This window comes from Bradyrhizobium sp. HKCCYLRH2060, assembly GCF_051168135.1.
GTDB lineage: Bacteria > Pseudomonadota > Alphaproteobacteria > Rhizobiales > Xanthobacteraceae > Bradyrhizobium.
In genome coordinates this window covers 95,564-119,294 of sequence record NZ_JBNPUK010000021.1, presented here as the reverse complement: position 1 = coordinate 119,294, position 23,731 = coordinate 95,564, and the positions used below count along the sequence as shown (strand labels likewise).

At 66.8% G+C, this 23,731-nt stretch carries 18 protein-coding genes; 6 read left to right on the top strand and 12 right to left on the bottom strand.

The genetic code is table 11. The annotated features are described in order from the left end of the window. The first annotated feature begins 1,050 nt into the window (after positions 1-1,050). From ACQR10_RS29830 to ACQR10_RS29815, 4 genes are all read left to right on the top strand, one after another. Entirely contained in the window at positions 1,051-2,634 is a 1,584-nt protein-coding gene (locus ACQR10_RS29830; RefSeq protein WP_316218520.1) for a Do family serine endopeptidase, read from the top strand. Between the two features lie 271 nt (positions 2,635-2,905). Continuing rightward, positions 2,906-3,586 (top strand): response regulator transcription factor, encoded by a 681-nt coding sequence (locus ACQR10_RS29825; protein ID WP_315726077.1) that lies wholly within the window; start codon positions 2,906-2,908, stop codon positions 3,584-3,586. Further along, entirely contained in the window at positions 3,570-5,030 is a 1,461-nt protein-coding gene (locus tag ACQR10_RS29820) for a sensor histidine kinase (RefSeq protein WP_316218519.1), read from the top strand. The genes ACQR10_RS29825 and ACQR10_RS29820 overlap by 17 nt, the downstream gene beginning before the upstream one ends. Continuing rightward, entirely contained in the window at positions 5,027-7,984 is a 2,958-nt protein-coding gene (locus ACQR10_RS29815; RefSeq protein WP_316218518.1) for a bifunctional [glutamine synthetase] adenylyltransferase/[glutamine synthetase]-adenylyl-L-tyrosine phosphorylase, read from the top strand. Before ACQR10_RS29820 ends, ACQR10_RS29815 begins: the two co-directional genes overlap by 4 nt. Before the next feature lie 24 nt (positions 7,985-8,008). Here ACQR10_RS29815 and ACQR10_RS29810 read toward each other — a convergent pair whose 3' ends face one another. From ACQR10_RS29810 to ACQR10_RS29790, 5 genes are read right to left on the bottom strand one after another with little or no spacing between them, the layout of a single operon-like run. After that, positions 8,009-8,251: a formate dehydrogenase subunit delta gene (locus ACQR10_RS29810; RefSeq protein ID WP_315777578.1), complete on the bottom strand. Its 243-nt coding sequence runs from the start codon at positions 8,249-8,251 to the stop codon at positions 8,009-8,011. Further along, positions 8,241-9,077 carry a formate dehydrogenase accessory sulfurtransferase FdhD gene (fdhD, locus tag ACQR10_RS29805; RefSeq protein ID WP_316218525.1) on the bottom strand — a complete coding sequence of 279 codons (837 nt, stop codon included), beginning with the start codon at positions 9,075-9,077 and terminating at the stop codon, positions 8,241-8,243. Before fdhD ends, ACQR10_RS29810 begins: the two co-directional genes overlap by 11 nt. Positions 9,078-9,090: 13 nt before the next feature. Continuing rightward, a complete protein-coding gene (fdhF, locus tag ACQR10_RS29800; RefSeq protein ID WP_316218517.1) occupies positions 9,091-11,970 on the bottom strand; it encodes a formate dehydrogenase subunit alpha in 2,880 nt (959 codons plus the stop codon). Between the two features lie 25 nt (positions 11,971-11,995). Then, complete coding sequence (locus ACQR10_RS29795) at positions 11,996-13,552, bottom strand: formate dehydrogenase beta subunit (protein WP_316218516.1); 1,557 nt, start codon at positions 13,550-13,552, stop codon at positions 11,996-11,998. After that, positions 13,549-14,025 carry a formate dehydrogenase subunit gamma gene (locus tag ACQR10_RS29790; protein WP_315805167.1) on the bottom strand — a complete coding sequence of 159 codons (477 nt, stop codon included), beginning with the start codon at positions 14,023-14,025 and terminating at the stop codon, positions 13,549-13,551. The genes ACQR10_RS29795 and ACQR10_RS29790 overlap by 4 nt, the downstream gene beginning before the upstream one ends. A 274-nt stretch (positions 14,026-14,299) precedes the next feature. Between ACQR10_RS29790 and ACQR10_RS29785 the strand changes: the two genes are divergently transcribed. Beyond that, positions 14,300-15,193, top strand: coding sequence for a LysR family transcriptional regulator (locus ACQR10_RS29785; protein WP_315805080.1), 894 nt, complete (start codon positions 14,300-14,302; stop codon positions 15,191-15,193). 57 nt (positions 15,194-15,250) lie between these two features. On the opposite strand, the gene ACQR10_RS29780 is transcribed toward ACQR10_RS29785, so the two are convergent. The 4 genes from ACQR10_RS29780 to ACQR10_RS29765 all read right to left on the bottom strand — a co-directional run bounded on the left by ACQR10_RS29780 (position 15,251) and on the right by ACQR10_RS29765 (position 20,324). Then, positions 15,251-15,592, bottom strand: a complete 342-nt coding sequence (locus tag ACQR10_RS29780; RefSeq protein ID WP_316218515.1) for an antibiotic biosynthesis monooxygenase — start codon at positions 15,590-15,592, stop codon at positions 15,251-15,253. Between the two features lie 114 nt (positions 15,593-15,706). Further along, positions 15,707-16,219: an isoprenylcysteine carboxyl methyltransferase family protein gene (locus tag ACQR10_RS29775; RefSeq protein ID WP_316182740.1), complete on the bottom strand. Its 513-nt coding sequence runs from the start codon at positions 16,217-16,219 to the stop codon at positions 15,707-15,709. 259 nt (positions 16,220-16,478) lie between these two features. Next, the gene (locus tag ACQR10_RS29770; RefSeq protein ID WP_315805085.1) at positions 16,479-18,803 is read right to left on the bottom strand and encodes a sensor histidine kinase; all 2,325 of its coding nucleotides are present in this window, start codon (positions 18,801-18,803) and stop codon (positions 16,479-16,481) included. 207 nt (positions 18,804-19,010) lie between these two features. Then, positions 19,011-20,324, bottom strand: a complete 1,314-nt coding sequence (locus ACQR10_RS29765; RefSeq protein ID WP_315805086.1) for a cation diffusion facilitator family transporter — start codon at positions 20,322-20,324, stop codon at positions 19,011-19,013. Here ACQR10_RS29765 and ACQR10_RS29760 point away from each other — a divergent pair. Continuing rightward, positions 20,305-20,433 (top strand): hypothetical protein, encoded by a 129-nt coding sequence (locus ACQR10_RS29760; RefSeq protein WP_315716165.1) that lies wholly within the window; start codon positions 20,305-20,307, stop codon positions 20,431-20,433. The genes ACQR10_RS29765 and ACQR10_RS29760 overlap by 20 nt on opposite strands. A gap of 74 nt (positions 20,434-20,507) precedes the next feature. Here the strand turns inward: ACQR10_RS29760 and ACQR10_RS29755 are convergent, their stop codons facing one another. From ACQR10_RS29755 to oxlT, 3 genes are all read right to left on the bottom strand, one after another. Then, entirely contained in the window at positions 20,508-21,476 is a 969-nt protein-coding gene (locus ACQR10_RS29755; RefSeq protein WP_316218514.1) for a quinone oxidoreductase family protein, read from the bottom strand. Positions 21,477-21,614: 138 nt separating this feature from the next. Further along, entirely contained in the window at positions 21,615-22,034 is a 420-nt protein-coding gene (locus tag ACQR10_RS29750; protein ID WP_172114347.1) for a CBS domain-containing protein, read from the bottom strand. Between the two features lie 212 nt (positions 22,035-22,246). Continuing rightward, on the bottom strand, positions 22,247-23,560 hold the full coding sequence (gene oxlT, locus ACQR10_RS29745) for an oxalate/formate MFS antiporter (protein WP_315805089.1): 1,314 nt from the start codon (positions 23,558-23,560) through the stop codon (positions 22,247-22,249). Between the last annotated feature and the right edge of the window lie 171 nt (positions 23,561-23,731).

Sequence of the window (23,731 nt, the reverse complement as noted above, 5' to 3'; positions counted from 1 at the left end):
GGAGGACTGCTGTCTAGCCGATAGCCGCTTTGGTGGGGACTGATCGGTCGGTCGACCGCGGCCCGCTCTATCGGTGTCCTCTGCCCGTCGCCCCAATCACTCCGTCTTCCGAAAATCAAAAATCCTCTTGCCTCCCACCCCAAATCACCCGTATCTTCCGCCCGTTCCGTTCCACCGAGGGGCGTATCGCGATCGTCACGGACGTCGGGATGGAATGCGATGGATGCGGGCTGCCGCAGCGGGGCTTTGGCCTCGCCGACGAACGGCTGACTGCGGACAGGAAATCGTGTCGTCCTGGCCTCCCGGTGCCGAGGCCAAGCCGGTGGTGATGATCCGCCGGCGACGGGGTCAATGAGCCGGTCCCCGGGGAGAGCACGTATAAATGTTAAAACCATCGCACAGGGAGGGCCGGGCGTGTTCGGCCAGACCTGTGGTACCTGCCGCCTGCATTTTTTTACGCAGGCGGGCCACGGGCGCGGCCAGCGCCCGGCCTTCCCTGTGCCCTCGCTGCGAGGGTGCGAGTTCAAGGGCATAGCTCGGGCGCGGGATGCGTCGCGAGGATGTGGAGGCACGACGCGCGGTTCGTTTTCTCCACATGCTGTTGTTCGTGTGGATCAGGATAGTTGCTCCGGGCGTCATTTCGAGCGCACCGGACGGGTAGGGCGGAATGGCGAAAGCGTCATCCGCCGGGGGCTGGCTCCCGTGCGGGCGGATGTGCGGCGGCTGGATCGGGGGGCTGTTGGAAAGGCGGCGGGTTACGCCTGCGGCCAACCCGCCCTACGGGGGGTACGACTTTGGTCGGACCGGCCAAAATGATGGCCGTCACGGGGCGGCCGGGGCGTGGGCAAGCGCCTGGTCTCGCAAGGCTTTTCCGCCTCGTTCCACCATCCGCGCCATTCCGCCGCAGTCTGTGTGTCCATCCATTACAGAAGTTTAACGCCGCAGCCAGCACGCCGTAAGGCGGCAAGTCCCATCTTCACTTGCGAACGGGGCGCACAGCCCGGGACACACGTTTAGACCTTGACCAAAATCACTTGCGGAGAAAACCGTATGACTGACCGTCCGACCGACCTGTCCTCGCTTCCATCCTGTCGCCAGTCCCGGCGCGGGCTGTTCTCGGCGCGCAAGTTCGCGCTGATGGCCTCCGTGGTCGCGGGCCTCGGTGTTGCCGCCTATGGCCTGTCGCCGCAGGGGGCGCCGCTCGACCTGTTCTCGACCTCGGCGCATGCGCAGGTGGCGAACGAGGTCAGCAAGGTCGCGCGCCCGATCGGCTTTGCCGACATCGTGGAGCGGGTGAAGCCGTCGGTGATTTCGGTCAAGGTCAACATCGCCGAGAAGGTGTCGAAGGACGACAGCGACGAGGATCTGCCGTTCCAGCCGGGCTCGCCGATGGAACGCTTCTTCCGCCGCTTCGGCGGTGAGAACGGCATTCCCGGCATGCCGGGCCGCGGCGGTCGTGGTGGCGGTCGCGCCGTGACCGGGCAGGGCTCCGGCTTCTTCATCTCCGCCGACGGCTATGCCGTGACCAACAACCACGTGGTCGACAGCGCCAACAAGGTCGAGGTGACGACCGACGACGGCAAGACCTACAGCGCCAAGGTGATCGGCACCGATCCGCGCACGGATCTGGCGCTGATCAAGGTCGAGGGCGGCTCGAACTTCTCGTTCGCCAAGCTCGCCGACGGCAAGCCGCGCATCGGCGACTGGGTGCTGGCGGTCGGCAACCCGTTCGGCCTCGGCGGCACGGTGACGGCCGGCATCGTCTCGGCGGTCGGCCGCGACATCGGCAACGGCCCGTATGATGATTTCATCCAGATCGACGCGCCCGTGAACAAGGGCAATTCCGGCGGTCCGGCGTTCGATGTCGACGGCAATGTCGTCGGCGTCAACACCGCGATCTACTCGCCGTCCGGCGGCAGCGTCGGCATCGCGTTCTCGATCCCCGCCTCGACGGTGAAGAGCGTGGTGGCCCAGCTCAAGGACAACGGCTCGGTCAGCCGCGGCTGGATCGGCGTGCAGATCCAGCCGGTGACGCAGGACATCGCCGACAGCCTCGGCATGAAGAAGGCCGAGGGCGCGCTGGTCGCCGAGCCGCAGGCCAACGGCCCGGCGGCGAAGGCGGGCATCCAGTCCGGCGACGTCATCACCGCTGTCAACGGCGAGCCGGTGAAGGACGCGCGTGAGCTCGCCCGCACCATCGGCGGCATCGCGCCGGGCGCCTCGGTCAAGCTCAACGTCCTGCACAAGGGCGAGGACAAGACCATCAACCTGACGCTCGGCAAGCTGCCGAACACCATCGAGGCCAAGGCCGACACCGGCGGCGACAATGCGAGCCCGACCCGCGGCGCCGACGTGCCGAAGCTCGGCATGACGGTGGCGCCCGCGTCGAGCGTCGCCGGCGCCGGCAAGGAGGGCGTCGTCGTCACCGAGGTCGATCCGAAGAGCGCCGCTGCCGATCGCGGCTTCAAGGAAGGCGACGTCATCCTCGAGGTCGCGGGCAAGTCGGTGACCTCGGCCGGTGACGTGCGCGAGGCGATCAACGCCGCCAAGGCCGACAACAAGAACAGCGTGCTGATGCGTGTGAAGAGCGGCGGCCAGTCGCGCTTCGTCGCGGTGCCGCTGGCCAAGGGCTAAGGGAGGGCTAAGGCCCTCACGAGATGGGAGACCGCCGGCATGTGCCCCCGCACCGGCGGCTCTTCCTGGGGGCGGGCTTCAAGTTCCGCTCCCGCAAACCTTCCGTTGGATAATGCCCCCCTCCGTCGGAAGGAACTCGGGCGGTGAGGTCCCCCAGCCTCACCGCCCACTTTGCTGCCGATCAACCCCGGGCCCATGCCGCCTTGCACGGAAACGGCGGCCGGTCCATGTAGATGGACATCCAACCGTGACCGCCGCCCCCGTTTCCGCAATGCGCCTCCTGATCATCGAAGACGACCGCGAGTCCGCCGACTATCTGGTCAAGGCGTTCCGCGAGGTCGGACATGTCGCAGACCTCGCCAGCGACGGCGAGGAGGGGCTCGCCATGGCCGAGAGCGGGGATTACGACGTGCTGGTGGTCGACCGCATGCTGCCCAAGCGCGACGGCCTGTCGCTGATCGGCGCGCTGCGCGACAAGGGCAACCGGACGCCGGTGCTGATCCTGTCGGCGCTCGGCCAGGTCGACGACCGCATCAAGGGCCTGCGCGCCGGCGGCGACGATTATCTGCCGAAACCCTACGCCTTTGCCGAGCTGCTGGCCCGCGTCGAGGTGCTGTCGCGCCGCCATGGCGGCCCGGCCGAGGAGACCACCTATAAGGTCGGCGACCTCGAGCTCGACCGGCTGTCGCATCGGGTGGCGCGCGGCAAGGATGAATTGACGTTGCAGCCGCGCGAGTTCCGGCTGCTCGAATATCTCATGAAGCATGCGGGCCAGGTGGTGACGCGCACGATGCTGCTGGAGAACGTCTGGGACTATCACTTCGATCCGCAGACCAACGTGATCGACGTCCACATCTCGCGGCTGCGCTCCAAGATCGACAAGGGGTTCGACCGTCCGCTGCTCCACACCATCCGCGGCGCGGGGTACATGATCCGTGACGGCCTTCGGTAAGCTGATCCGCACCACGGCATTCCGGCTGACGCTGGTCTATCTGCTGTTGTTTGCGCTGTTCGCAGCCTCGCTGCTCGGCTATTTCGCCTGGAACACCCGCCGCCTCATCACCGAGCAGATCTCGACCACGGTCACCTCCGAGATCAGCGAGATGACCGACATCTTCGCCCGCTGGGGCCTGCGCGGCATCGTCGGCGCGATCGAAAGCCGCGCGCTGCGGCCGGGCGCCAATCTCTATCTCATCACCACGCCGAGCGGGCAGGCGATCGCCGGCAATGTCGGCTCGCTGGCGCCGGGCGTGATGGGCTCGTCCGGCTGGTCGGAGACGTTCTACCGGCGGCTCGACGACAGCACCGAGCACAGCCACCGCGCGCTGGTCTATGTCACCCAGCTCTCCAGCGGTTTCCGGCTTTTGATCGGCCGCGATCTCGAGGAGCGCCGCCGCATGTTCGGCATCGTCGCCAAGGCGGCGCAATGGTCGGTGCTGGTCGTGGTCGTGCTCGGCATCGGCGGCGGCATCTTCGTCGCGCGGCGCGTGCTGGTCCGGATCGACGCCATGACCGGCACGACGCGGCGGATCATGGATGGCGATCTCTCCGGCCGGCTGCCGGTCGGGCGCAGCGGCGACGAGCTCGATCGCCTGGCGGAGAATCTCAACGCGATGCTGGAGCGCATCGAGGCGCTGATGACCGGCCTCAAGGAGGTCTCCGACAACATCGCGCATGATCTCAAGACGCCGCTGACGCGCCTGCGCAACCGCGCCGAGGAGGCGCTGGCGAAGTCGCGCTCCGAGGACGAATATCGCGCCGCGCTGGAGCGCACGATCGAGGAGTCCGACGGGCTCATTCGAACTTTCAATGCGCTGCTGATGATCGCGCGGGCGGAGTCCGGGCAGGCGCGCGGCGACATGGTCGAGTTCGATGCGGCCGAGGTCGCCGGCGGCATCCACGAATTGTACGAGCCGCTGGCCGAGGACAACGAGATGACCCTGCGGGTCAAGGCCGCGGCCGCGCCGGTGCATGGCAATCGCGAGCTGATCAGCCAGGCGCTCGCCAATCTCGTCGAGAACGCGATCAAATACGGCAAGCCGGCGGCGCTGCCGCTCGATGCCGCCGCCGCGGCTGATAGCCGCGAGATCCTGATCGAGGCGCGGCGCGAGGGCGGACAGGTGCTGCTCAGCGTCACCGATCATGGCGAGGGCATCCCCGAGGCCGAGCGCAAGCACGCCGTCGAGCGCTTCGTGCGGCTGGAGGCGTCCCGCACCTTGCCGGGGTCCGGCCTCGGCCTCAGCCTCGCCGCCGCGGTGGCGACCCTGCATGGCGGCGAGCTCCGGCTCGGCGATGCCAGGCCGGGCCTGGTCGCGACCCTGGTGCTGCCGGCCGGCGCAGGCCAGCCCGCCAAGCTTGCGGCGCCGGCGCAGGATGTGCCACAGAAGGCCGCATGACCTCATCCGCGCCGGGAAACGCGGACGGGCAGATGCTGGCCGAACGTTTCGTTGCCGGCCCACATGTCCGTGCGCCCGACAAAGCCGAACTCCGTCTCAACGAGTGGCTCGCCGAGCTCGAGCCGTCCTTGGCCGCCTCGCTCCGCCCGCTGCTCGCTGGCGGCTGGGCCCGCACCATCCTGCTCGGGATTGCCGAGTGCTCGCCCTATCTGTTCGATCTCGTCCGCGCCGACGGCCATCGCCTCGATCGTCTCTTGCGCTGCGAGCCGCAGGCGCATCTCGCCGAGCTGATCGCCCGCACCGGCCGCGAGGTGTTTGCCGCGTCCAATGAAGCCGAGGTGATGAGCCTTTTGCGCCGGCTGAAATCCGAGGCCGCGCTCTTGATCGCGCTGTGCGACATCGGCGGCGTGTGGCCGGTGATGCAGGTGACGGCGGGGCTGACCGATGTCGCGGTGTCCTCGGTGCAGATGGCGCTGCGATACCTGCTGAGGCTGGAGACCGTGCGCGGCCGGCTCGCGCCCGTCGATGCCGACGATCCGGAGCAGGGCAGCGGCCTGTTCGTGCTCGCGATGGGCAAGATGGGGGCGGGCGAGCTCAACTATTCGAGCGACATCGACCTGATCGTGTTCTTCGATCCCGAGGTCAATTCGCTGGCGCGCGACATCGAGCCGCAGCCGTTCTTCGTCCGCGTGACGCAGGCGATGGCGCGGCTGCTGCAGAGCCGCACCGCGGACGGCTACGTGTTCCGCGTCGATCTGCGGCTGCGGCCGGATCCGGCCTCGACGCAGGTGGCGATGTCGACCGAGGCGGCGCTGCATTACTACGAGCGCGAGGGCCGCACCTGGGAACGCGCCGCGATGATCAAGGCGCGGGTCTGTGCCGGCGACGTCGCGGCGGGCGAGGCGATGCTGGCGGAGCTGTCGCCGTTCGTCTGGCGCAAGCATCTCGACTTCCAGGCGCTGACCGACGTCCACGACATGAAGCGGCAGATGCAGGTCTATCGAGGCCACAGCGAGATCGCGGTCGAAGGCCACAACGTCAAGGTCGGCCGCGGCGGCATCCGCGAGATCGAGTTCTTCGCCCAGACCCAGCAGCTGATCGCCGGCGGCCGTCATCCCGAGCTGCGGGTGCGTCCCACCCTGCAGGCGCTCGACGTGCTCACGGCCAGCAACTGGATCACGGAGCAGGCGCGCGACGAGCTCACCACGGCCTATGAGTTCCTGCGCCGGGTCGAGCACCGCCTGCAGATGATGGCGGACGAGCAGATCCACAGCCTGCCCGACGATGTCGAGGGCGTGAGCCGATTCGCATGCTTCTTCGGCTATGAGAGCCGCGAGCGGTTCGCGGCCGATCTGCTGTTCCATCTCGACATCGTGCAGGGACATTACGCGCGGCTGTTCGAGGGCGATCCGACCGGCACCGTCAGCCTGCCCGCGGTGAACTATGGCGCCGGGCCCGACGAGCCGCGCCTGATGGAGCATCTTGCCGGATTGGGCTTCCGCGATCCGGTGATGGTCGCCAAGACCCTGCAGCAATGGCTGGCGGGCGAGTACCGCGTGTTCCGTGCGGATGCGACGCGCACCGCGTTCACCGATTTCCTGCCCGCGCTGATCGATGGTCTCGCCCATGCCGACGAGCCGGATCGCGCCGTCGTGGCCTTCGACCGCTTCCTGCAGGCGCTGCAGCTCGGCGGCCGCCTGATCACCCTGCTCGGGCAGAACCGTGATCTCGTTGCGCTCGTCGCGCTCGTGCTAGGCGCTGCGCCGCGGCTCGGCGACATGCTGGCGCGGCAGCCGCGGCTGATGGACGGCCTGATCGATCCGCGCTTCTTCGGCGCCATCCCGGACCGGCGCGAATTGTCGGAGCGGCTGGCCTCGACGCTACAGGATGCCGGGACCTATGAGGAGTTTCTCGATCGCCTCCGGCTGTTCGGCCAGGAAAGCCTGTTCCTGATCGGCACGCGCATCCTCTCCGGCACGGTGTCGGCGCAGCAGGCCGGCACCGCGTTTGCCGACGTCGCCGAGGGCATCGTGCACACCGTGCATGATCTCGTGACCGAGCGCTTCGCCGCCCAGCACGGCCGCATCAAGGGCCAGGAGACCGCGATCGTCGCGATGGGACGGCTCGGGGCCCGCGAGATGACGGCCTCGTCCGATCTCGACCTGATCCTGCTCTATGATTTCGACGGCGATGCCCCGGATTCCGACGGCGAGCGCTCGCTGCAGGGCGCCCACTACTTCGCGCGCTTCACTCAGCGGCTGATCTCAGCCTTCACCTCGCGCACCAATTACGGCGTGCTCTACGACATCGACATGCGGCTGCGGCCGTCGGGCCGCGCCGGCCCGCTGGCCTCGCACATCGACTCCTTTGCGCATTATCAGGAGCAGGAGGCGTGGACCTGGGAGCACATGGCGCTGACGCGGGCGCGGGTGATCTCGGCTTCGCCGGCGTTTCGGGTTCGGATCGAGGAAATCATCCAGGCTGCGCTGCGGCGGGTGCGCGACAGGAGTGCGATCGCGCGCGATGTCGCCGACATGCGCCGCGCGATCGCGGCCGAGAAGGGCGAGGCGGATCTGTGGGACCTCAAGCATGCCGCCGGCGGCATGGTCGATATCGACTTCGTCGCGCAATATCTGCAGCTCGTGCATGCGGCGACGACGCCGGAGATCCTCGACGTCAGCACGCTCGCGGTGCTCGACAATGCCGAGCGGCTCGGCGTGCTGCCGCGTGCTGAAGCGGTGATCCTGCGCCAGGCCGCACGGCTGTATCACGATCTGACGCAGATCGTGCGGCTGTGCGTCAGCGACAAGTTCAGGCCGGATCAGGCCGGCGAGGACCTGCTGCGGGTGATGGCCCGCGCAGGCGACGCGCCGGATTTCTCGGCGCTCGAGGCGCGGCTGCGCGAGACGCAGACCGAGGTGCGGCGCGTGTTCACCGCCCTCGTGGAGGGATGACCGGGAGCGCGGTCGGACGGCCGCCTATGCCTTTTCCTTGGCGACCGCCGCCTGCTTCAGCCGGCCGATCGCTTCCTTCACCGCCGGGTCGAGGCCGGCGCCGCCGGCATCGTGGTGCGCATAGATCGTCTTGAGCATGCGCGGGTCCCAGAACTTCTTGATGTGCTCGGCGACGCCGGCGACCTCTTTCTCCTGCCCCTGGCTCTGGAAGAACTTGCCGATCTGGTTGGCCATGTAGACGAGGCGCTCGGAGGGGTTATGCGACATGGGTGTTGTCCGTCTGTGTTGGTCGCGCGCCGGTCTCGGCGCCCGCGACGATCCGCTCGGGATGGGTGAAGATTTCGAAGCCGTCGTTGCGGGCCACGGCAATGAGCGTGATGCCCGCGGCGTCCGCCATGCGAATGGCGAGCGCGGTCGGCGCTGACACCGCGACCATGATGGGTGCGCCCATGGCAGCCGCCTTCTGCACCAGCTCGACCGAGACGCGGCTCGTCAGGACTACGAGGCCCTCGCTCGCCGCACAGCGCGCTTGCGCGAGGTGGCCGGCGAGCTTGTCGAGGGCGTTGTGGCGGCCGACATCCTCGCGGAGCGCGACGATGCCGCGCGCTGGCGTCCAGAAGGCGGCGGCGTGCACCGCGCGGGTCTCGTGGTTGAGCTTCTGCAGCGGCTCGATCGCCGCCAGGGCCGCCATGACGTCGCGCGGCGTGAAACGCCGGCCGTCGGGGACATGCGCTGCCGGCCGGACCGCTTCGCTGATGGAATCGATGCCGCACAGGCCGCAGCCGGTGGGGCCGGCGATGTTGCGGCGGCGCTCGGCCAGGCGTTCGGCGAGAGCGTCGGGCAGCCACATCCTGAGCTCGATGCCGTCATCCAGCTCGACGACGTCCAGCGAGATGATGTCGTCGCGGCTCGTGACCAGACCTTCGTTCAGGCTGAAGCCGATGGCGAAGTCGCGGAGGTCCTGCGGCGTCGCCATCATGACGGCCTGGGTGCCGCCATTGTAGGTCAGCGCGACCGCGGTCTCCTCCGGCACGCGGCGGTGGCCCTCGGTGAGGGCTCCGTCGCGCCAGACCAGACGATCCGCGATGCGCACTGCATCGGTCATGCTACTCCGCCGCCTCCACGACCGGGGCGATGCGGCGCGAGTTGCGGGCCTGCTCGTCATAGGCCTTCTGCCAGTCCGACGGTCCGTTGGACTGCGACACCTGCACCGCCGTGACCTTGTACTCCGGACAATTGGTCGCCCAGTCCGAATAGTCGGTGGTGATGACGTTGGCCTGCGTCAGCGGGTGGTGGAAGGTGGTGTAGACCACGCCCGGCGCCACGCGCTCGGAGATCAGCGCGTGCAGCGTGGTCTCGCCGGCGCGGCTGGTCAGCCGCACCCAGTCGCCGTCGCGGATGCCGCGCTGCTCGGCATCGTGTGGATGGATCTCGAGCACGTCCTCGCCATGCCACACCACGTTCTCGGTGCGCCGCGTCTGGGCGCCGACATTGTACTGCGACAGGATGCGCCCCGTGGTGAGCAGCAGCGGGAAGCGCGGGCCGGTGCGCTCGTCGGTCGCGACATATTCGGTGACCACGAACTTGCCCTTGCCGCGGACGAAGCCGTCGACATGCATGATCGGCGAGCCCTCGGGATACTTCTCGTTGCAGGGCCACTGCACCGAGCCCATCTCCTCGAGCTTCTGGTAGGAGACGCCGGTGAAGGTCGGCGTCAGCGCCGCGATCTCGTCCATGATCTCGGATGGGTGGTTGTACGTCATCTCGAAGCCCATCGCCTTGGCGAGGCCGATCGTGACCTCCCAGTCGGCCATGCCATTGCGCGGCGTCATCACCTTGCGCACGCGCTGGATGCGGCGCTCGGCATTGGTGAAGGTGCCGTCCTTCTCCAGGAAGGTCGAGCCGGGCAGGAACACGTGGGCGTAGTTGGCGGTCTCGTTCAGGAACAGGTCCTGCACGATGACGCATTCCATCGACGACAGCGCCTGCACCACATGCGTGGTGTTCGGATCGGACTGCAGGATGTCCTCGCCCTGCACATAGAGGCCCATGAAGGTGCCTTCGATCGCCGAGTCGAACATGTTGGGGATGCGCAGGCCCGGCTCGGGGTTGAGCTTGACGTTCCACATCGCCTCGAACTGCTCGCGCACCGCGTCGCCCGCAATATGCCGGTAGCCCGGCAGCTCGTGCGGGAACGAGCCCATGTCGCAGGAGCCCTGCACGTTGTTCTGGCCGCGCAGCGGGTTCACGCCGACGCCGCGGCGGCCGATATTGCCGGTCGCCATTGCGAGGTTGGCGATCGCGATCACCGTGGTCGAGCCCTGGCTGTGCTCGGTGACGCCCAGGCCGTAATAGATCGCGCCGTTGCCGCCGGTAGCGTAGAGCCGGGCGGCGCCGCGGATCGCTTCCGCATCGACACCGGAGATCTTTGCGACCGCTTCGGGGCTGTTCTTCTCCAGCGCGACGAACTCGGCCCAATCCTGGAATTCGCTCCAGTCGCAGCGCTCGCGCACGAAGGTCTCGTTGACGAGGCCCTCGGTGACGATGACATGCGCCATCGCGGTCAGGATCGCGACGTTGGTGCCGGGCAGCAGCGGCAGATGGTAGTCCGCCACGACATGCGCCGACTTCACGAGATCGATCTTGCGCGGATCGACAACGATCAGCTTGGCGCCCTGGCGCAGCCGCTTCTTCATGCGCGAGCCGAACACCGGATGCGCGTCGGTCGGGTTGGCGCCGATCACCATGATGACGTCGCTGTCCTCGACCGAGTCGAAGTCCTGCGTGCCGGCCGAGGTGCCGAAGGTGGTGGCAAGGCCGTAGCCGGTCGGCGAATGGCAGACGCGGGCGCAGGTGTCGACGTTGTTGTTGCCGAAGCCGGCGCGGATCAGCTTCTGCACCAGATAGGTCTCTTCGTTGGTGCAGCGTGACGAGGTGATGCCGCCGATCGAGTCGCGGCCATACTTCGCCTGGATACCACGCATCTTGTCGGCGGCGAATTTGAACGCCTCGTCATAGGAGACCTCGCGCCAGGGCTGGTCGATGCTCTCGCGGATCATCGGCTTGAGGATGCGCTCCTTGTGGGTCGCATAGCCCCAGGCGAAGCGGCCCTTGACGCAGGAATGGCCGCGATTGGCCTTGCCGTCCTTGTACGGCATCATGCGCACCACTTCCTCCCCGCGCATCTCGGCCTTGAAGGTGCAGCCGACGCCGCAATAGGCGCAAGTGGTGACGGCCGAGTGCTCGGGCTGGCCGATCTCGATCACGCTCTTCTCGGTCAGGGTCGCGGTCGGGCAGGCCTGCACGCAGGCGCCGCAGGAGACGCATTCCGAGCCGAGGAAGCTCTCGCTCATGCCCGGCGACACCCGGCTGTCGAAGCCGCGGCCCGAGATGGTCAGCGCGAAGGTGCCTTGCACCTCCTCGCAGGCGCGGACGCAGCGCGAGCAGACGATGCACTTGGAGGGATCGTAGGTGAAATAGGGGTTGGACTCGTCCTTCGGCAGCCAGGCCGGATTGGCCTCGCCGCAGGCGTCGGCGAACACGTGGTTCTCACCCTGGTTGCCGTAGCGCACGTCACGCAGGCCGACCGCGCCGGCCATGTCCTGCAGCTCACAATCGCCATTGGCGGCGCAGGTCAGACAGTCGAGCGGATGGTCGGAGATGTAAAGCTCCATCACGCCCTTGCGCAGCTTCTTCAGCCGCTCGGTCTGGGTGTGCACGACGAGGCCCGCGGCCACCGGCGTGGTGCACGAGGCCGGCGTGCCGGCGCGGCCCTCGACCTCGACGAGGCAGAGGCGGCACGAGCCGAACGCGTCGACCATGTCGGTCGCGCACAGCTTCGGGATCTGCGTGCCGGCCTCCATGGCCGCGCGCATGATCGAGGTGCCCTCGGGAACGGTGATGCTCTGGCCGTCGATGGTGAGCGTGACCATCTTCTCGGACTTGGAGAGCGGCGTGCCGTAATCGGTTTCGTGGATGAGCGACATGGTCGGTGTCCTTGTTCCCGATATCTTATTCCGCAGCCTGCAGGCGCGGCTGCTGGGGGCCGAAATCTTCGCGGAAGTGCTTCAGCGCCGAGAGCACAGGGTAGGGCGTGAAGCCGCCGAGTGCACAGAGCGATCCGAGCTTCATAGTGCCGCAGAGGTCCTCGACCAGGGCGATGTTCTCGGCGACGCGCTCGCCGCGGCGGATCTTGTCGATGGTCTCGGCGCCGCGCGTCGAGCCGATGCGGCAGGGCGTGCACTTGCCGCAGGATTCGATGGCGCAGAACTCCATCGCGAAGCGCGCCTGCTTCGACATGTCGACGGTGTCGTCGAACACGACGATGCCGCCATGGCCGATCAGGCCGTCCTTGGCGGTGAACGCCTCGTAGTCGAACGGCGTGTCGAACAGGGCGCGTGGGAAGTAGGCGCCGAGCGGACCGCCGACCTGCACCGCACGAACGGGACGGCCGGTGAAGGTGCCGCCGCCGATGTCGTCGACCAGTTCGCCCAGCGTGATGCCGAATGCGGTCTCGAACAGGCCGCCGAACTTAACGTTGCCGGCGATCTGGATCGGCATCGTGCCGCGCGAGCGTCCCATGCCGAAATCGGCATAGGCCTTGGCGCCCTCGTCGAGGATGAACGGGATCGCGGCGAACGACAGCAGGTTGTTGACCACGGTCGGCTTGCCGAACAAACCATGATGGGCGGGCAGCGGCGGCTTGGCGCGCACGATGCCGCGCTTGCCCTCGAGGCTCTCCATCAGCGCGGTCTCTTCGCCACAGACATAGGCGCCGGCGCCGGTGCGGACCTCCAGCTCGAACGTATAGTTCGAGCCCGCGATCTTGTCGCCGAGCAGGCCCGCCTTCCTGGCGATGTCGATCGCCTTGGTCATGGTCGCGATGGCGTGCGGATATTCCGAACGCGTGTAGATGTAGCCCTTGGTGGCGCCCACCGCGATGCCGCAGATGGTCATGCCTTCGATCAGCACGAAGGGATCGCCTTCCATCAGCATGCGGTCGGCGAAGGTGCCGCTGTCGCCCTCGTCGGCGTTGCAGATGACGTATTTGCGGTCGGCCGCGGTCTGCGCCACCGTCTTCCACTTGATGCCGGTCGGGAAGCCGGCACCGCCGCGGCCGCGCAGGCCGGAGGTGGTGACCTCGGCAATCACGGCGTCAGGCGTCAGCGACAGGGCGCGCGTCAGGCCCTTGTAGCCGCCATGGGCGCGGTAGTCGTCGAGCGACAGCGGATCGACGATGCCGCAGCGGGCGAAGGTGAGGCGGGTCTGCCGCTTCAGCCACGGGATCTCCTCGGTCAGGCCGAGCGAGAGCTTGTGCGACTTGTCGGCGATAACAGCGTCGAGCAGGGACGGAACGTCGTCTGCTGTCACCGGTCCGAAGCCGAACCGGCCCTGCGCCGTCTCCAATTCGACCAGCGGCTCCAGCCAGTACAACCCACGCGAGCCGTTGCGCACGATCTCGATATCGACCTTCCGCTCCAGCGCCGCCTTGTGCAGCGCGTGGGCGACCTCATCGGCGCCGACGGCGAGTGCGCCGGCATCACACGGGACAAAAAGACGCACGCTCATCGCTGGGCCTCCGAGACGAGGGCATCGATCCGGGCTTCGTCGAGCCGGCCGACCAGCCGGCCGTCGAGCATCGCCGATGGCGCGGTGGCGCACAGGCCGAGGCAGTAGATCGGCTCGAGCGTGACGCGCTCATCGGCCGTCGTGTTGCCCATGGCAATGCCGAGCTTGGCTTCGGCGCGGGCCGCGAGGGCGTCGCCGCCAGCGGCCTGGCAGGCCTCGGCGCGGCACAGCTTGAGCACGTGACGACCGGCCTTCTTGGCCCGGAAATCATGGTAGAACGTGAACACGCCGTAAACCTCGGCGCGCGAGAGGTTCAAAGCGGATGCGATCATCGGAATGGCATCCTCCGGCACGTGGCCGAACGTCTCCTGCAACGCATGGAGGATGGGCAAGGTTGCTCCCTCCATCTTGCTATGTTCGGCGATGATCTCGGCGCCGCGCGCCGCGTCCCAACTTTCGTACATCGGCGTCATCTTGGGCGTCATCCTGATCCCGATTCTGCGTTGCAAGCGTTTCGCACATCCAAATTGGAATTGCTCAAGATATCAATAAAGCAGTCCCGTGCTGCGATAGCGAAACGCAATCGAGAGATAGCTAGAAGTTGACGAAAAACGGGCCTTCGCGCGACCGGCTTGCGGCCGCGTTTTACCGTGTCGGCGACACCCTCGTCGTGATAGGTTTCACCCTGGCCGGCAGCCGCCGAAAACGCGTGGAACCGGGCCGTTCAACCGCTGGAAGGCCGACCTCTTGATCGACAAGCTCGAACTGCTGCTGGCGCTGGCCAAGGAGCGTCATTTCGGCCGGGCGGCGGAGGCGTGCGGCGTTACCCAGCCGACCATGTCGACCAGCATCAAGCAGCTCGAGGAGATCCTCGGGGTGATGCTGGTGCAGCGGGGCTCGCGGTTCCAGGGGTTCACGCCCGAAGGCGAGCGAACACTGGATTGGGCGCGCCGGATCGTCGGCGACTTCCGGGCGATGCGCCAGGAGATCAATGGCCTCAGGGACAAGCTGTCCGGCGAGATCCGCATCGCGGCGGTGCCGACCGTGCTCGGCATGGTTGCGTCGCTGACGACGCCGTTCCGCGCCAAGCATCCGGAGGTCCGGTTCCGCATCATGTCGTGCACCTCGGCCGACGTGCTGGGACTGCTGGAGAACCTCGAGGTCGACGCCGGACTGACCTACATCGAGAACGAGCCGATCGGCCGTGTCAGAACCATCCCGCTCTACAACGAGAGCTACCGCCTGCTGACGGCGCCCGACGCCATGTTCGGCGATCGCGAGCAGGTGACCTGGAAGGATGTCGGGCAGGTGCCGCTGTGCCTCTTGACGCCCGACATGCAGAACCGCCGCATCATCGACCGCGCGCTGCGCGCCGCCGGCAACGACGTCACGCCGACGCTCACCTCGAACTCGCTGCTCGTGCTCTACACCCATGTAAAGACCGGCCGCTGGGCCAGCGTGATGCCGGCCAAGCTTGCCGAGACGCTCGGCCTCGCCGACAAGGTGCGCTCGATCCCGATCGTCGATCCCGTGATCAACTACCAGATCGGCCTCGTCATCCCGCAGCGCGACCCGATGACGCCGCTGATCGCGGCCCTGGTGCAGGTGGCGCGCGAGGTCGCGCCCAGCCTGCAGGCGTGAGGCGCATGTCGGCACCGTCACCCGACCTCGCCGGCGTCATCGGCGGACTTCGGGCTCTCATGCGGTCGCGGAGCTCTGGCCTTGCGCGTGGCGCGTGGCCCGGAGCTCGTAATGCGCGGCATGGGCGTCATAGCGGCTGAGCAGCTTCCGCGCCGCGGGCGGAACCACCGCCGCGTCATGCGCTGGACCCGCAAAGCGAACCACCGCCGCCTGATCGGCGAAGGTCATGATCGTCACGAATTCGACCTCGGCCTCCAGCGGTCTGCGCAGCAGCTCGATGCCTAGAAATCCTTCGATTGCCCGATCGACGATGGCTGGAAAGATCGTCGACCGCAGCAGCTCCTCATAGGCATCGGCATCCACCGCCCTGGTCCAGCCGTGCCAAATCCGCTTCAGCATCGCGATGCTCCCTTGGGTCCGATGATGGTCATCGAACCCTTGCACGGGCGTCGAGCGCCGGACTTGGTGAAAGTTGCGGTCCGCGCTGCGAACTCGCGGAGCGGCTGCCTCCGCTCAGTAGGCCGCAAATTGCTCCCGCATGATCTTCTCCTCCTGCCGGATCCGCAAGGTCAGCGGCACGGCATAGATGATCAGGCCGGCCACGAGCGTGACATAGGCGTGCAGCGTCAGCGCGTAGCCGATCAGCTCAGGCAGGATGTTGAGGAAGTAGTTCGGGTGGCGCACGATCCGGAACAGCGGATGGGTCACCAGCGCGTGGTCGCGCGCGAGCATCAGCTTGACGGTCCAGAGGCGACCGAGCAACTGCGACACCACGAGCAGCATCACCGCGCCGAACAGATAGATCACGAAACCGATGATGCTGACGGCGTCGAGCGGTGCATCCCGGACGAGGCCCTCGGCCGTCGCTGCGAGATAGAAAGCGACATGCGCGATGGCCAGCCAGCGCGACACGGATGCGCCGTATTCGACGGCGCCGTCGGTGCGCAGCCGTTTTTCGTTGCGGATCGAGATGCCGAGCATGGCAAAGCGATAGGCGAAGGCGGCAACGATAAAGGCGATGATCACACGCGGTACTCCAGTTTTCGGAGCGATTGCCTTAGTTGCCCATGCGTAGGTGCGTCAATACCATGTTCCGCCAATGTTGCTTACCAAGCACGAAGCGATGTCGTGATGCGGTCATCCACCTGCGTCATGCAGCCCGCGCTGCCCTTCTGAAGGGCAAGCCGATCGCATTCCTGGGCATCATCCGCCGCGCGGAGGCCGTGTTCACTACAACGAGCTGGGTGCACCTTGCCCACGCTACGGCAGTCCGGGGCCGCCGCGCTCAGGCCGCGACCGAGATGCTCGCCGTCGCCTTGTACGCGTCGCGGGGCAGGGTGACGCGGACGACGGTGCCGCACTCCAGCCGCGAGCGCAGCCGCATCGAGCCGCCGTGCAACTGGGCCAGCGAGCGGGCGATGGCGAGGCCGAGGCCGGAGCCGTGATAGGTCTTGGTCATCTGGCTCTCGACCTGCTCGAACGGGCGGCCGAGCCGCGCCAGCGACTGCGCGGGGATGCCGATGCCGGTGTCGGCGATGATGAGCACGACCTTGTCCTCGAACACGCGGCTCCGCATCGTGACACGGCCGCCTTCGGGGGTGAACTTCACCGCGTTCGACAGCAGGTTGACCATGATCTGCTTGGTGGCGCGACGGTCGGCGACGACGGGGATGCTGCCTCCGATGTCGGCGTCGAGGACGAGGCTCTTGTCCAGGGCGCGACCGGAGACGACGCGCAGCGATTCCGCCAGCGTCTTGGCGAGGTCGAGCGGCTCCATGTCGAGCTTCATGCGGCCGGCCTCGATCTTCGACATGTCGAGGATGTCGTTGATCACCTCGAGCAGATACTGACCGGAGGTCAGGATGTCGTGGCAGTATTCCTGGTACTTCTCGGAGCCGAGCGAGCCGAACATGCCGCTGCCCATGATCTCGGAGAAGCCGATGATGGCGTTGAGCGGCGTGCGCAGCTCGTGGCTCATATTGGCGAGGAATTTCGACTTGGTCTGGTTGGCTTCCTCGGCGCGCGTCTTCTCCTGCGAGTATTTCTCCGCGAGGTCGGCAAGCTCGATCGCCTGGCGCTCGAGCGCGCTCTGCGAGCGCTGCAGGTCGATCACGGTGGCGCGCAGGCGCAGGTCGTTGTCGACGAGCTTCTGCTCGTGCTCCTTGATGCGGGTGATGTCGGTGCCGACCGAGACGTAGCCGCCGTCCTTGGTGCGGCGCTCGCTGATGTGCAGCCAGCTGCCGTCGTCGAGCTGCGCCTCGAAGGTGCGGCCGCCCGGCGCCTGCTGGCTGTGATCGTGCAGCCGCGTGCGGATCTCCGGCATCTTGCCGACCTCGATGACGGTCTCATAGGAGGTGCCGGGGATCACGGCGGAGTCCGGCAGCTTGTGCAGCTTCTGGAAATGCGAGTTGCACAGCACCAGCCGGTTGTTGGCGTCCCACAGCACGAAGGCTTCCGAGATCGTCTCGATCGCGTCGCGCAGGCGGAGGTCGGCCTCGACGGTCTTCTCGACCAGGCTCTTCTGCTCGGTGACGTCGACGGCGATGCCGATCAGGTGCAGGCCGGAATCGGAGGTGCCCTGGCTGAGCTCGCAACGCACCCGGAGCCAGATCCAGTGACCCTCGGTGTGGCGCATCCGGAAGCTCTGATCGATCTGGTGGATGTCGCCGGCGACGAGCTGGTCAGCGATCTCGAACAGGTCGATGTCGTCGGAGTTCACCAGCGCGTTGACCTCGCCGAAGGTGAGGAGGTCGGTGCGGTTTTCCAGGCCGAGCATCGCGAACATCGAGTTCGACCAGAAGATGCGGCCGCGCGACAGGTCCCAGTCCCACAGCCCGCAGCGGCCGCGATTGAGCGCGGTGTCGATGCGGCCCCGCACGGCGTCGTTGATCAGGTCGCCCTCGCGGGCGCGGGTCGACTGCCAGTGGAAGGCGAAGCCGAGGATCAGCACGACGAAGCCCGTCGTCGCCGACAGCGTGACCGAGAGTGCGGCGTCCGAGCCCCAGATCGGCTCGAGCTTCTCCTGGATCACCACGACGCGGCCAGGCAGCGCCTTGATCAACTGCGACACCGCGAAGGCCGGACGGCCGTTCGGCAGCGTGATCTCGGTGACCGCGCCCTGCAGGCCCGGCGTCGCCAGGAGCTGCGCGGTGGAGATCAAATCGAGGATACGGTCGTTCTCGCCGAGTCCGGTGTCGACCGGAACCCGGGCGAGAATGCGGTGGTCGGCGCCGGTCACGATCACGTGGCGGCCGGGCGCTGCGCCCCAGGCGGGGATCAGGTCGGGCAGCAGGCTCTGCAGGTGCTCGATATGGGCGATGCGGTCCGGGCGCATCGCCAGATTGCCGATGCGGTCGGCGAGCAGGTCGGAGATCGCGGCCAGGTCGCGCTTGGTCGCGCCGCGCTTCTGACGGCTCTGGTCGAGCACCTGGACGAAAGCGCCGAGGCAGATGGTGACGAGAAAGGCGATGATCAAAGTAGGGACAGCACGACGCAATACCGGCTCAGCAGTCAGCAGCCTTTGATAGGCCGGTTTCGCGATCGATTGCGCCAACCCCTTGATGGAATCAGAAGATTGGACGCACGCGTTCGCGGCATGCGCACGCGTCATGCTGTAGACCCCCGAAACTTCTTGGATACCCGAATTTCGAAAGAGCCCCAGCCGCTTCCGAATCAAGTTGATTTGAATCCAGATTTCTCGGGCTGTCGAGAGTCAACGATTTGGCAAAAGCTAATAAATCTTATCCAATGCGGATTTGCCATGGCGAAAAGCCGGCAGAGTGAGTCCGAAGCGGGAACGCAGCGTGACGTTCAGGCCTCAACCGTGCGGCGGCTCGGCGTGACTGATGACGCGCTTGACGCTCGGGAAGGCGCGACGCACTCCGCGCTCGATGTGGTCGACATTGTCGTGCACCTTCAGCACGCTCATCGACGGCGCTGCGCGGCAGTGGAAGTTGACGATCTCGCCAGCCTCGGTGTTGCGGACGCGGACATTGTGCACGTCGTACATGTCGGTCTCGGCGGCGAGGCGCTGCAGGGCCGCGGCGATCTCGGCGATCCGCTGCGCCGGCGCGTCGACGCCGAACGGCAGCTCGGGCTCGAGCGGCTCGATATGGGTGTCGACCTCGACATCGGCGCCGAATTCGTCGCGGATCGAGCGTTCCAGCTCGTGCGCGATCGCATGTGCCGCGAACAGGCTCATGTCGCCGTCGACCTCGAGGTCGATCGCGACGATCAGGCGCCCGCCGACATCATGGACGGTGACGTGATGGATCGCGAGGCCGGAATTGCGCGCGATCACCATGATGCGCTCGCGCACGCTCTCATTGCTGAGCGCGACCGGCACCGTCGTGAAGGTGACGTCGGCGCCGGACAGGCTGGCATCGACCGCGGCCTGCGCATCGCGCTTGATCTCGTGCACGCGGTCGATCGGGTAGGTGCGCGGCACCTGCACCGTGGCGTCGACAAAATGCGTCGCGCCGACGAGCCGCACCCGCAGCCGCTCGACGTCGACGACGCCATTGATCGAACGGATCGCGGCGCGCGCCTTTTCGGCCGCGCCCTCCGGCGCGCGGTCGAGCAGTGTTTCTACGGTGGAGCGCGCCAGCCGCAGGCCGAGCATCGAGATCATCAGGGCGACGGCGACCGCGGCGGCGGAATCCCCCCACCAGAACCCGAACGCGGTGAGGACCAGGCCGGCGATGACGGCGATCGAGCCGAGCACGTCGGAGGCAAAATGCAGAGCGTCGGCGGCGAGCGCCTGGCTGTGGGTCTCGTGCGCGGCCCGGTGCAGCGCGCGGGCGCGCCAGAAATTGACGGCGATGTCGATCAGCAGCACCACGAACGGAATCGCCGACAGCGACGGCGGTGCCGCCGCCTCGCGCAGCCGGCTGACGGACTCGACCAGCACGCCGCCGGCCAGCACGTAGAGCAGGGCGATGACGCCAAGCGCCGACAGGCTCTCCAGCTTGCCGTGGCCGTAATGATGCTCGTCGTCGGCCGGCCGGTCCGATACCCGAACCACCATCCACGTGATGACGGTGGCGACGACGTCGACGGCGCTGTGCAGGGCCTCGGAGACGAGCGCGAGGCTGCCGATCAGGATGCCGACGATGAACTTCGCCGCGGCCATGCTGGCGCTCGCCGCGATCGAGATCGCGGCGACACGGGTTTTCCCGGAATCGACATGGGAGGCGGCGTCTCTCATGGCGGCGGATGTAGCAGCCGAGGCCGCACCATGAAAGCCGGGATCGCGCGGTCCATGGGCGTGGACCGCGCGCTGTTTCGAGTGCTTCTAAATCTCAGAAGGTTGCGTTCACAAGGTCACCACGATCTTGCCGAGATGCTTGTTCGCCTCCATGTGCGCGAACGCCGCGCCAATGTCGTCGAAGGCGAAAACGCGGTCGATCGGCAGCCGCAGCGTGCGCTGCTCGACCGCCCCCCAGATGTCCTTTTTCACCTCGTCGAAGATCGTACGGATCTCCTCGATCGAACGGGTTCGGAAAGTGACGCCGACATAGGTGATGCGGCGCGCCGCGTGCAGGTCGAAATTGAAGTCGGCATGGGTGCCGCCGAGCCGGCCGACGTTGACGATGCGGCCGAGGACCTTGGTTGCGGCGAGGTTCTGATTGGCAACCTTGCCGGACACCTGATCGACGATCAGATCGACGCCCTCGCCGTCGGTCGCCTGCAGCACCTGGTCGACCCAGGCAGGATCGCTGGAGTCGATGGCGAGATCGGCGCCGAACTCCTTGAGCCGTCCGCGGCGCATCGCATCGGTCGAGGAGCCGATCACGAGCCGGGCGCCCTTGAGCTTGGCGATCTGCATCGCCATCAGCCCGACGCCGGAGCTCGCACCCTGCACCAGCATGCGCTGGCCCGGCTGCAAAGCGCCGTTGGTGACGACGGCGTTGTGCATCGTGGTCAGCGCGATCGGCAGCGTGGCGGCCTCGTCGAAGTTCATGTTCGACGGCGCGTGGAACAGCCGGCCATGGTCGGCAAGGGTGTATTCGGCGAACGCCGCGCTGCCCGAGCCCATGACCTTGTCGCCGATCTTCACGCCCCTGGCGTCGGGCCCGAGCTCGGCGACCTCGCCGGCCCATTCCATGCCGAGGACGGTGCCGACGCCGCCGGCGGCGCCATGCACATGCCCCTTGGTCATGCCGAGATCGGCGCGATTGAGGCCGCAGGCGCGCACGCGCACCAGCACCTGCGTGCCCTTCGGCGCGGGCTTGGCGATATCGGTGATCGCGGCGCCCTGGGCGCCGTAGACATAGGCTTTCATCGCAAGGAATCCTGTCGGGTCAGCATGAACGGCGACCTTACTGTGCCGCTCCTCTCTGCGCACCGCCTAACAGGCGGCGCGCAGCTCCGACAAGGTTCTCTCAGGATTGAACCGGTTCCGCTGACCGGGCTGGATGCGTCAGGCGGCGACTGGAGCTTCCGCTTCGTCGAAGGCCGAGGAGACGTCGCGCATGCTGATGACGCCGGCCAGCGCGAAGTCGACAATGACCGGGAGGTGGCGGATGTGGTGCACGTTCATCAGGTGCCGCACGTGTTCGAGCGTATCCTCGGTGCTGCAGGAGATCAGCCGCTGCGGCGAGATCAATTGCGAGACCTTCAGGTTGACGCCGGCGGCGCCATGCTCGGCGATGGCGCGCACGACATCGCGCTCGGTGAACATGCCGGCCGCGGTGTTGCCCTCGGTGCGGACGACATCCTTGACGACGAGGGCGCTGACATTGCTGGCGCGCATCAGCTGCGCCGCGACGCCGACGGTCTCGTTCATTCGCACCGTGATCACGCGCGCCGTCTTGTTGCGCAGGATGTCTCCGACCTTCATGGCACCCTCCCGTTTGGTTGGTAGTGAACGGGAGGAAGTCTGGTATACGTTATGCCAGAAGTCAATCGGGTTTGATGGCTTTTCGTGCGCGAGGCCACCGAAAAAACACGTCAGCGACACTGCCGGATATGACCGGGGCATCCCGCCCCGGCGCAAAAAAAAGAGGCGCACCACTGGTGCGCCTCCTGAAGTCGCGGGAGGAAACCGTGGCGTCACGCCATCCTGGCGTCCTGCGTCACCGGCTCGGTGACCGGCTCCTTGCCGAGGATGAAGGCCCGGCGCAGCGGCTTGATCACGAACAGCGCCATCAAGGCGGCCGTCGCGTTCAGCGCGACGCCGATCACGAACACGGCCTGCCAGCCATATTTTGCGGAGACGATGCTCGCGAGCGGGACCAAGAGCGAGGCGGTGCCCTTCGCAGTGTAGAGCATGCCGTTGTTGGTCGCGGCGTATTTGCTGCCGAACGTATCGCCCGAGGTCGCCGGAAACAGGCTGTAGATTTCGCCGAAGACGCCGAAATAGACGGCGGTGGCGAGCACGAACACGATCGGGTTGTGCCCGTAGCTCGACAGCGTCAGCAGCATCAAGGCGGCCGTGCCGAAGGCGATGAACATGGTGTGCTCACGACCGATCGTGTCGGAGATCCAGCCGAACACAGGGCGGCCGAAGCCGTCGAAAATGCGATCGAGCGAGATCGCGAACGTCAGCGCCGCCATCTGGAAGCCGGCGAGCGACACCGGCTCGTTGGCGATCTTGAAATCGTGGGCGATCGGGGCGATCTGGGCGGCGGTCATCAGGCCGCCGGAGGCCACCATGACGAACACCAGATACATGATCCAGAAGATCGGCGTGCGCAGCACCTGCGGCGGCGTGTAGTCGATCTTGGTCTGCGGCAGGTTGAGCTGCTTCTTGCGGGCCGGCACCGCAACCGTCGGCGGCCGCAGGAAGATCGCGAGCACGAACACGACCAGCCCCTGGCCGATGCCGAAGGTGAAGAAGGCGCTCTGATAACCGCTTGAGGCGATCATGCTGGCGATCGGCACCACGGTCAGCGCCGCACCGGCGCCGAAGCCCGCGGCGGTGGCACCGGCGGCGAGGCCGCGGCGGTCGGGAAACCATTTCAGCGCATTGCCGACGCAGGTGCCGTACACCGCACCTGCGCCGATGCCGCCGATGACGGCGCCGGCGTAGAGCAGGGTGAGCGAGTCGGCGTAGGAGTTCAGCACCCATGCCAGCGAGATCATGACGGCGCCGAACATGATGACGAGGCGCGGGCCGTATTTGTCGACGAACCAGGCCTCGACCGGCACGAGCCAGGTTTCGGTGACGACGAAGATCGTGAAGGCCAGCTGGATCGCCGTGCGACCCCAGTGAAACTTCGCGTCGATCGGATCGACGAACAGTGTCCAGCCATATTGCAGGTTGGCGATCATCGCCATGCAGATGATGCCCATCGCGAGCTGGAGCCAGCGGAAGCCGCTGGACTGTGCCTGGACAGGCGGTGTTGCCTCTGTGCTGGAAACCATGTGTCCTCCCAAACGCGCTCTGTTGGAGGATGCCGCTGCGAGCGCGCTCCTCATCTGCGCATCGAGCCATTCTGGTATAACATATTCCAGTCCGCAATATGGCCTGCGACACAGGGTGCGACATGCTGCTTTGCAGCGAGACCGAAATCGTCCGCCAAGCAAAAGAAAACG

Bases quoted from the DNA above. Each gene is read 5' to 3' on its own strand.
- oxlT (WP_315805089.1), bottom strand. From the start codon at position 23,560: ATGGTTTCCAGCACAGAGGCAACACCGCCTGTCCAGGCACAGTCCAGC.
- ACQR10_RS29810 (WP_315777578.1), bottom strand. From the start codon at position 8,251: ATGTCGCATAACCCCTCCGAGCGCCTCGTCTACATGGCCAACCAGATC.
- ACQR10_RS29755 (WP_316218514.1), bottom strand. From the start codon at position 21,476: ATGAAAGCCTATGTCTACGGCGCCCAGGGCGCCGCGATCACCGATATC.
- ACQR10_RS29790 (WP_315805167.1), bottom strand. From the start codon at position 14,025: ATGACGCCGATGTACGAAAGTTGGGACGCGGCGCGCGGCGCCGAGATC.
- ACQR10_RS29795 (WP_316218516.1), bottom strand. From the start codon at position 13,552: ATGAGCGTGCGTCTTTTTGTCCCGTGTGATGCCGGCGCACTCGCCGTC.
- ACQR10_RS29760 (WP_315716165.1), top strand. From the start codon at position 20,305: ATGAACTTCGCCGCGGCCATGCTGGCGCTCGCCGCGATCGAGATCGCG.
- ACQR10_RS29815 (WP_316218518.1), top strand. From the start codon at position 5,027: ATGACCTCATCCGCGCCGGGAAACGCGGACGGGCAGATGCTGGCCGAA.
- ACQR10_RS29825 (WP_315726077.1), top strand. From the start codon at position 2,906: ATGCGCCTCCTGATCATCGAAGACGACCGCGAGTCCGCCGACTATCTG.
- ACQR10_RS29750 (WP_172114347.1), bottom strand. From the start codon at position 22,034: ATGAAGGTCGGAGACATCCTGCGCAACAAGACGGCGCGCGTGATCACG.
- ACQR10_RS29770 (WP_315805085.1), bottom strand. From the start codon at position 18,803: ATGACGCGTGCGCATGCCGCGAACGCGTGCGTCCAATCTTCTGATTCC.
- ACQR10_RS29765 (WP_315805086.1), bottom strand. From the start codon at position 20,324: ATGGCCGCGGCGAAGTTCATCGTCGGCATCCTGATCGGCAGCCTCGCG.
- fdhF (WP_316218517.1), bottom strand. From the start codon at position 11,970: ATGTCGCTCATCCACGAAACCGATTACGGCACGCCGCTCTCCAAGTCC.
- ACQR10_RS29830 (WP_316218520.1), top strand. From the start codon at position 1,051: ATGACTGACCGTCCGACCGACCTGTCCTCGCTTCCATCCTGTCGCCAG.
- ACQR10_RS29780 (WP_316218515.1), bottom strand. From the start codon at position 15,592: ATGCTGAAGCGGATTTGGCACGGCTGGACCAGGGCGGTGGATGCCGAT.